This window comes from Limimaricola litoreus (assembly GCF_024159025.1).
GTDB classification, from domain to species: Bacteria; Pseudomonadota; Alphaproteobacteria; order Rhodobacterales; family Rhodobacteraceae; genus Limimaricola; species Limimaricola litoreus.
On sequence record NZ_JAMYXC010000325.1, the window covers coordinates 1 to 6,530 of the forward strand.

At 71.2% G+C, this 6,530-nt stretch carries 6 protein-coding genes; 2 read left to right on the plus strand and 4 right to left on the minus strand.

From position 1 onward, the window contains the following. The 3 genes from NHG85_RS19490 to NHG85_RS19500 all read right to left on the minus strand — a co-directional run. Window positions 1-1,769, minus strand: a 1,769-nt coding sequence (locus tag NHG85_RS19490) for a BatA domain-containing protein (RefSeq protein ID WP_253335403.1), incomplete at its 3' end; no start/stop codon positions are given. Beyond that, entirely contained in the window at window positions 1,769-2,659 is an 891-nt protein-coding gene (locus tag NHG85_RS19495; protein WP_253335404.1) for a DUF58 domain-containing protein, read from the minus strand. The genes NHG85_RS19490 and NHG85_RS19495, both read right to left, overlap by 1 nt. Continuing rightward, window positions 2,656-3,660 carry an AAA family ATPase gene (locus NHG85_RS19500; protein WP_253335405.1) on the minus strand — a complete coding sequence of 335 codons (1,005 nt, stop codon included), beginning with the start codon at window positions 3,658-3,660 and terminating at the stop codon, window positions 2,656-2,658. Before NHG85_RS19500 ends, NHG85_RS19495 begins: the two co-directional genes overlap by 4 nt. A 70-nt stretch (window positions 3,661-3,730) precedes the next feature. Between NHG85_RS19500 and NHG85_RS19505 the strand changes: the two genes are divergently transcribed. Continuing rightward, window positions 3,731-4,318: a DUF1285 domain-containing protein gene (locus tag NHG85_RS19505; protein WP_253335406.1), complete on the plus strand. Its 588-nt coding sequence runs from the start codon at window positions 3,731-3,733 to the stop codon at window positions 4,316-4,318. Window positions 4,319-4,573: 255 nt separating this feature from the next. Here NHG85_RS19505 and NHG85_RS19510 read toward each other — a convergent pair whose 3' ends face one another. Continuing rightward, a complete protein-coding gene (locus NHG85_RS19510; protein ID WP_253335407.1) occupies window positions 4,574-6,052 on the minus strand; it encodes an NAD-dependent succinate-semialdehyde dehydrogenase in 1,479 nt (492 codons plus the stop codon). A 91-nt stretch (window positions 6,053-6,143) separates the two neighbouring features. Here NHG85_RS19510 and NHG85_RS19515 point away from each other — a divergent pair. Further along, on the plus strand, window positions 6,144-6,530 hold a 387-nt coding region (locus NHG85_RS19515), incomplete at its 3' end, for an alpha/beta hydrolase (protein WP_370363067.1).

Sequence of the window (6,530 nt, forward strand, 5' to 3'; positions counted from 1 at the left end):
GCGCGGGTGACGTTGAGCGCGAAGCGCCCCGCTTCGCCCGCATAGAGCCCCGGCGGCAGGTCAGGCCCCAGCGCGCCCGCGGCCAGCGCCTCGCCCGCGACGGCGGCGCGGGTGTCGGTCTCGGTCAGGCGGCCTTCGGCGTCCATCACCTCGACCGGCTGCCATGTCGTGCCCGCGAGATCGGCCGCGGCATCGGCGCCGCCGCGCGCCGAGATGGCGAGCCGCTCAAGCATCGAGACGAAAAGCCCCGAGAGCGGCAGCGAGGACCATTCGGCATTGGCGGTGACATGGACCAGCACGACCTGTCCTTCGCCCAGCGCCTTGCGGGTGACAAGCGGCGTGCCGTCGGAGAGCTGCGCGATGACCCGCTCGGCGAGATCGGGGCCGGGCTGGGCCACGACCTGCGCGCGCACGGTGACGTCATCCGGCACCGGCAGGCCGAAGAAGGGGCTGTCGGCGTCGAAGGGCGCGATGGTCTTGGGCTCGCCCCAGCTCATCGTGCCACCGACCGAGCGGGCCGCGGCGCGCAGCCGCACCGGCATCAGGGGGTCGCCCCCGTCGCGGACGGCCTCGGAGGCCGCGAGGCGCGGCCCGGCAAAGCGCAGGAGCAGCCCGCCCTCCTCGACCCAGGCCTGCAGCGCCTCGGCCTCGGAAGGGGGCAGGCTGCCCGCATCGGCCAGCACGATCACGTCCGGCTTGGCGGGGATCAGCGCGGGCAGATCGCCCGAGACGAGATCGGCCTGTGTCTCCAGCGCCACCCGCAGGTAATGCAGCGGCGACATCAGCTCGGTCGCCTCGCGCGCCTCGCGGCTTTCGACGAGGCCCACCTCGCGCCGCCGCAGCGCATCATCGCCCAGCGCCACGGCGGCGGCGGAGCGCGCGCCCTCGATCTCGAATCGGGTGACGCGGTTGCGCAGTTCTGGCGGCAGCGCCAGCGCGGCGGAGGCCGTGGCCTCGCCCGGCGCGAAGTCGAGCGTCGCGGTGGCGAGGCGGCGTTCGATGCCGGCGGGATCGAGGCCATGCGCGGCGACGGTGGCCTGCGCTGCGCCGCCCGTGGGGGTGCGCAGAGCCTCCAGCGCGATCTGCGCGCCGTCGAGCCGCGGCGGGCGCAGCGCGAGGATGCGGCGCGGCGTCTGGATCACCCGCACCGGGCCATGGGCCTCCAGCGCCTCGAGCAGGGGCACGCGGCTGTCGCGGGCAAGGCCGTCCGACAGCCAGACCGTCTCGAACCGGCCTTCGAGAGACCCGGCCCAGTCGGCCAGCGCCGCCGCATCAGGCTGCCATGGCCGCGGCGAAAGGCCGGGCAGGGTGGTCAGCACCGCCTCGGCGGGATCGAAGCGGATCTCATCGGGCAGGTCGGTCAGCACGGCGGCGGCGGCGGGACGGCCCGCGCGCCGCGCCTCGCCCAAAAGCGCCTCGATCCGTGTCATACGGGCGGGCCAGTCGCGCGCATCGGCCCATGTGCCGTCGGCAAGGATCAAGAGCGGCCCCGCGCCGGGGGCGGGCCGCTCGGCCGGGTTCAGCACCGGGCCGGCGAAGCCGAGGATGGCCGCCGCGACGGCGAGGATGCGCAGCAGCAAAAGCCACCATGGCGTGCGGTCCGACTGGCTCTCGCGGTCGTCGAGCCCCAGAAGCAGCGCCACGCCGGGAAAGCGGCGGCGCAGCGGCGCGGGCGGCACCGCGCGCAGGATCAGCCACAGCACCGGCAGCAGCACCAGCCCGGCCAGCAGCCAGGGCGAGAGAAAACCGACCGGGCCGAGGCTCCACATCAGCGGCGCTCCAGCGCGGCATGGAGCCACAGCAGCGCCGAGGCGGCGCTTTGGGAGGTGCGATGGGTCGAAAACTGCCAACCGGTGGCATGGGCGAGGGACGCCAGATGCGCGCGGCGCGCGGCGAGGCGTTCGAGATAGCGGTCCTTCAGCTCGCCCGCCTTCAGCGTCTCGTGGCGCAGCGCGCCGGACATGCTCTCGAAGATGGTGCGCCCGTCATAAGGAAACGCCTCCTCGGCGGGGTCGAGCACCTGCATGAGCGCGCCGCGCACGCCGCGATCGGCCGCCGCCGTCAGCATCGCCTCGACCGGCTCGACGGGGCCGAGGAAATCCGAGATCAGCACGGCGCGGCTTTGCGGCGCGAGGCTGCGCGACTCGGGCGCACCGTGATCCTCATCGCGCTCTTGTGACAGGATCTGCGCCAGCCGCGCCAGCTGCCCACGCCCCCGGCGCGGCGGCAGCCGCGCATCGGTCAGCCCGACCCGTTCGCCGCCACGGTCGAGCAGCACGGCGAGCGCCAGGGCGATGAGCCGTGCGCGGTCGGCCTTGGGGGGCAGATTGCGCGTCGAGGCAAAGCCCATGGAGGCCCCGTCATCGACCCAAAGCGCCACGCTTTGCGCGATCTGCCATTCCTTTTCCTGCACGAAGGCCTGATCGGCGCGGCCCGAGCGGCGCCAGTCGATGGCCCGCGCCGTGTCATGCGGCTGGGCGGCGCGGTATTGCCAGAAATTGCTGCCCGCGCCCGCGCGCCTGCGGCCATGCTCGCCCATCAGCACGGTCTGGGCGAGATGCTCGGCCTCGGCCAGCAGCGGCGGCAGCGGGGCGGCGAGGTCTTCGGCGCGACCGCGCAGGCCGAGGGGGGTGGTGTCGGGGGCGGAGCTTGCGATCACGCCGCCGCCTCGGTGCGCGTCACCCGCGCGGCCACCTCCTCGATCAGCGCGGGCAGGCTCTCGCCCCGCGCGCGGGCGGCAAAGCCCAGCGCCATGCGGTGCTCCAGCACCGGCACGGCGAGGCGGGCCACGTCCTGCGGCCCCGGCGCGAGGCGGCCATCGAGCAGCGCCTCGGCCCGCACCGCGAGCATCAAGGCCTGCGCCGCGCGCGGCCCCGGCCCCCAGCTCACCGACTGGCGCAGCTCGGGCAGCGCCTCGGGGCTATCGGGGCGGCAGGCGCGCACCAGATCGAGAATGAGTTCCATCACGCCCTCGCCCACCGGCATCCGGCGCAGGAGGCGCTGGGCATCGAGCAGCTCGTCCGCGGTGAACACCGCCTCGGCCTCGGCCTCCTCAATGCCGGTCGTGGCCAGCAGGATCTCGCGCTCCGTGTCGCGAGTCGGATAGGGCACGTCGATCTGAAACAGGAAACGGTCGAGCTGCGCCTCGGGCAGCGGATAGGTGCCCTCCTGCTCCAGCGGGTTCTGCGTCGCCAGCACGTGGAACGGGCGGCCCAGCGGGCGGTGCTGGCCCGCGATGGTCACCTCGCGCTCCTGCATCGCCTGCAGCAGCGCCGACTGCGTGCGGGGGGAGGCGCGGTTGATCTCGTCAGCCATCAGGAGCTGGCAGAAGACGGGACCTTCGATGAAGCGGAAGGCGCGAGTGCCGTCGGCGGCGGTTTCCAGCACTTCACTGCCCAGGATGTCGGCGGGCATCAGATCGGGGGTGAACTGGATCCGGCTTTCCGCGAGGCCCATCACCGTCGAGAGCGCATCGACGAGACGGGTCTTGCCCAGGCCGGGCAGGCCGACCAGCAGCGCGTGACCGCCGCACAGAAGCGCCGAGAGCGACAGCTCGACCACCCGTTCCTGGCCGACGAAGCGCCGCGCCACGCTGTCGCGGGCCTGCGCGAGGCGGTCGCCGAGGCTGTCGATCCCGGCAAGGAGATCGGCGTCGCTCATCTGCTCTGGCATGACAGCCTTCCCGTTCTAGTCTAGATTGCAGTTCCAGCAGATACCGTGGCGGCTCCCGATGGCAAACACAAAGAACGGTGAAGGAAACGGCGCCCCTTCGGCGGAAAGCCTCGCATCGGCGGCCAGCCGGGCGGGCGGGCGCGGGCCCGCGCCGGTGCATCTGTGGGATCCGCCGTTCTGCGGCGATCTCGACATGCGCATCGCCCGTGACGGGACATGGTTCCACGAGGGCACGCCGATCGGGCGGGAGCGAATGGTCAAGCTCTTCGCCAGCATCCTCAAGCGCGAGGGCGACAGGCATTTCCTTGTCACCCCGGTGGAAAAGGTCGGCATCACCGTCGACGACGCGCCCTTCGTCGCGGTCGACGTGGCGCGCGAGGGCGACGATCTGCTGTTCACCACCAATCTCGGCGAGACGGCGCTGGCGGGGCCGGATCATCCGATCCGGGTGGTGCGAGACGCAAGGACCGGCGAGCCCGCGCCCTATGTCGAGATCCGCTCGGGGCTGGAGGCGCTGATCGATCGCAAGAGCTTCTACCGGCTGGTCGAGCTGGGCGAGACCGCGCCGCACGCGGGCGCGGACTGGTTCGGCGTGCGCTCGGGCGGGGTGTTCTTTCCGATCATCCCGGCGGCGGAGCTGCCCTGAAGGGGCGCTCCAAACATCGTGGCGCGAACGCGGAGGCCGCGCGAGCCTCCGCGCCACACCCAAAATCATCACTCGTCACGGCCGACGCCACGGGGCTGCACCGGACGTCCGCCCTGTTCTAGGCGCGAATTGCGACAATGGCGCGACATGGTTGCGGTGCTGCGGAGGAAAGCCTCCGAAGACCGCTCTCCAAGGCGCATTCGGGGGTCGAATGCGCAAGGCGGGGGCCGCACGCAGGCCGCCCCCATCCAGGCGTCAGACCGAAGCGCAGATGTATTTCATCTCCAGGTAATCCTCGATTCCATGGCGCGATCCCTCGCGGCCCAGCCCCGACTGCTTGACCCCGCCGAAGGGCGCGACCTCGGTCGAGATGATGCCGGTGTTGATGCCGACGATGCCGTATTCCAGCGCCTCGGCTACCTTGGTCACGCGGCTCAGATCCTTGGCGTAGAAATACGAGGCGAGGCCGAAGATCGTGTCATTGGCCAGCTCGATCACCTCGCCCTCGTCCTCGAAGGCGAAGAGCGGCGCGAAGGGGCCGAAGGTCTCTTCATGCGCGACCTTCATGCCCTGTTTCGCGCCGGTGACGACGGTGGGCTTGAAGAACTGCCCGCCCAGATCATGCGCCTCGCCGCCCGTGAGCAGCGTGGCACCCTGGTCGAGCGCGTCCTTCAGGTGGTCCTGCACCTTCTCGATCGCCGAAGGTTCGATCAGCGGTCCGAGATCGGTGCCGTCCGAGAGACCATCGCCGACATGCAGCTTTTCCACCGCCGCCTTCAGGCGTTTGGCGAATTCGTCATAGACGCCCTTTTGCACGTAGATCCGGTTGGCGCAGACGCAGGTCTGGCCGTTATTGCGGAACTTGCACTGGATCGCGCCCTCGACCGCGGCCTCGAGATCGGCGTCGTCGAACACGATGAAGGGCGCGTTGCCGCCAAGCTCCATCGAGCATTTCATCACCTGGTCGGCGGCCTGGCGCAGCAGGATGCGGCCCACCTCGGTCGAGCCGGTGAAGGTCAGCTTGCGCACGACCGGGTTCTCGCAGAATTCCTTGCCGATCTCCGAGGCCGAGGAGGAGGTGACCACCGAGAACACGCCCTCGGGCACGCCGGCCTCCTCGGCCAGCACCGCCATCGCCAGCGCCGAGAGCGGCGTCTGCGAGGCGGGGCGGATCACGAAGGAGCAGCCCGCCGCCAGCGCCGGCGCCACCTTGCGGGCGATCATCGCATTGGGGAAGTTCCACGGCGTGATCCCGGCGGCGACGCCGATCGGCTGCTTGATCACGGTGATCCGCTTGTCGGGCATGTGGCCCGGGATGGTCTCGCCGTAAACGCGCTTGGCCTCCTCGCCGAACCATTCGATGAAGCTCGCGCCGTAGGCCACCTCGCCCCGGCTTTCGTGCAGCGGCTTGCCCTGCTCGGCGGTCATCAGGATGGCAAGATCTTCCTGGTTTTCCATCAGCAGGTCGAACCAGCGGCGCAAGACCTTCGCGCGCTCCTTGCCGGTCTTCGCGGCCCAGGGCTTCTGCGCCTTGCGGGCGATGTCGATGGCGTGGGCGACCTCCTGGCGCGACAGATCGGCCACCTGGGCCAGAACGTCGCCGCGCGCGGGGTTGGTGACCTCGAAGGTCTTGCCGTCCTCGGCCGAAACCCACGCTCCGCCGAGAAAGGCCTTGTCGCGGATGAGATCGGGGCGGCTGAGCAGTGACTTGATGTCGGTACGGTCGTCGAGCATGACTTCTCCTCCAGGTGTTCGGGCGCATCCTTGACCGCGAGGGTAGGGCGGGTCCAGCCCCCGAACAGCGGGCATCACAGGGAGGGAAGACATGACAGACAGCCGTGCCGCGATCGATGCGGCCTATGCCAACGCCAGCCACATCCCCGGCGGCATGGACTATCCCGCGCGCTGGGCCGAGGCCGCGGCGGCGTTTCGCGAGAGCCATCCGCCCGAGGAGATCGCCTATGGGACAGGCGCGCGCCAGCGGTTCGACCTGTTTCGCCCCGCGGGCGAGGCGCAGGGCGCGGTGGTCTTCGTGCATGGCGGCTTCTGGAAGGCCTTCGACAAGGGCAGCTGGTCGCATCTGGCCGCCGGCGTGCTGGCGCGGGGCTGGGCGGTGGCGATGCCCTCCTACACGCTGGCGCCCGAGGCGCGGATCGCGGCCATGACGCGCGAGATCGAGGCGGCCGTGGGGGCCGCGGCGCGGGCCGTGCCG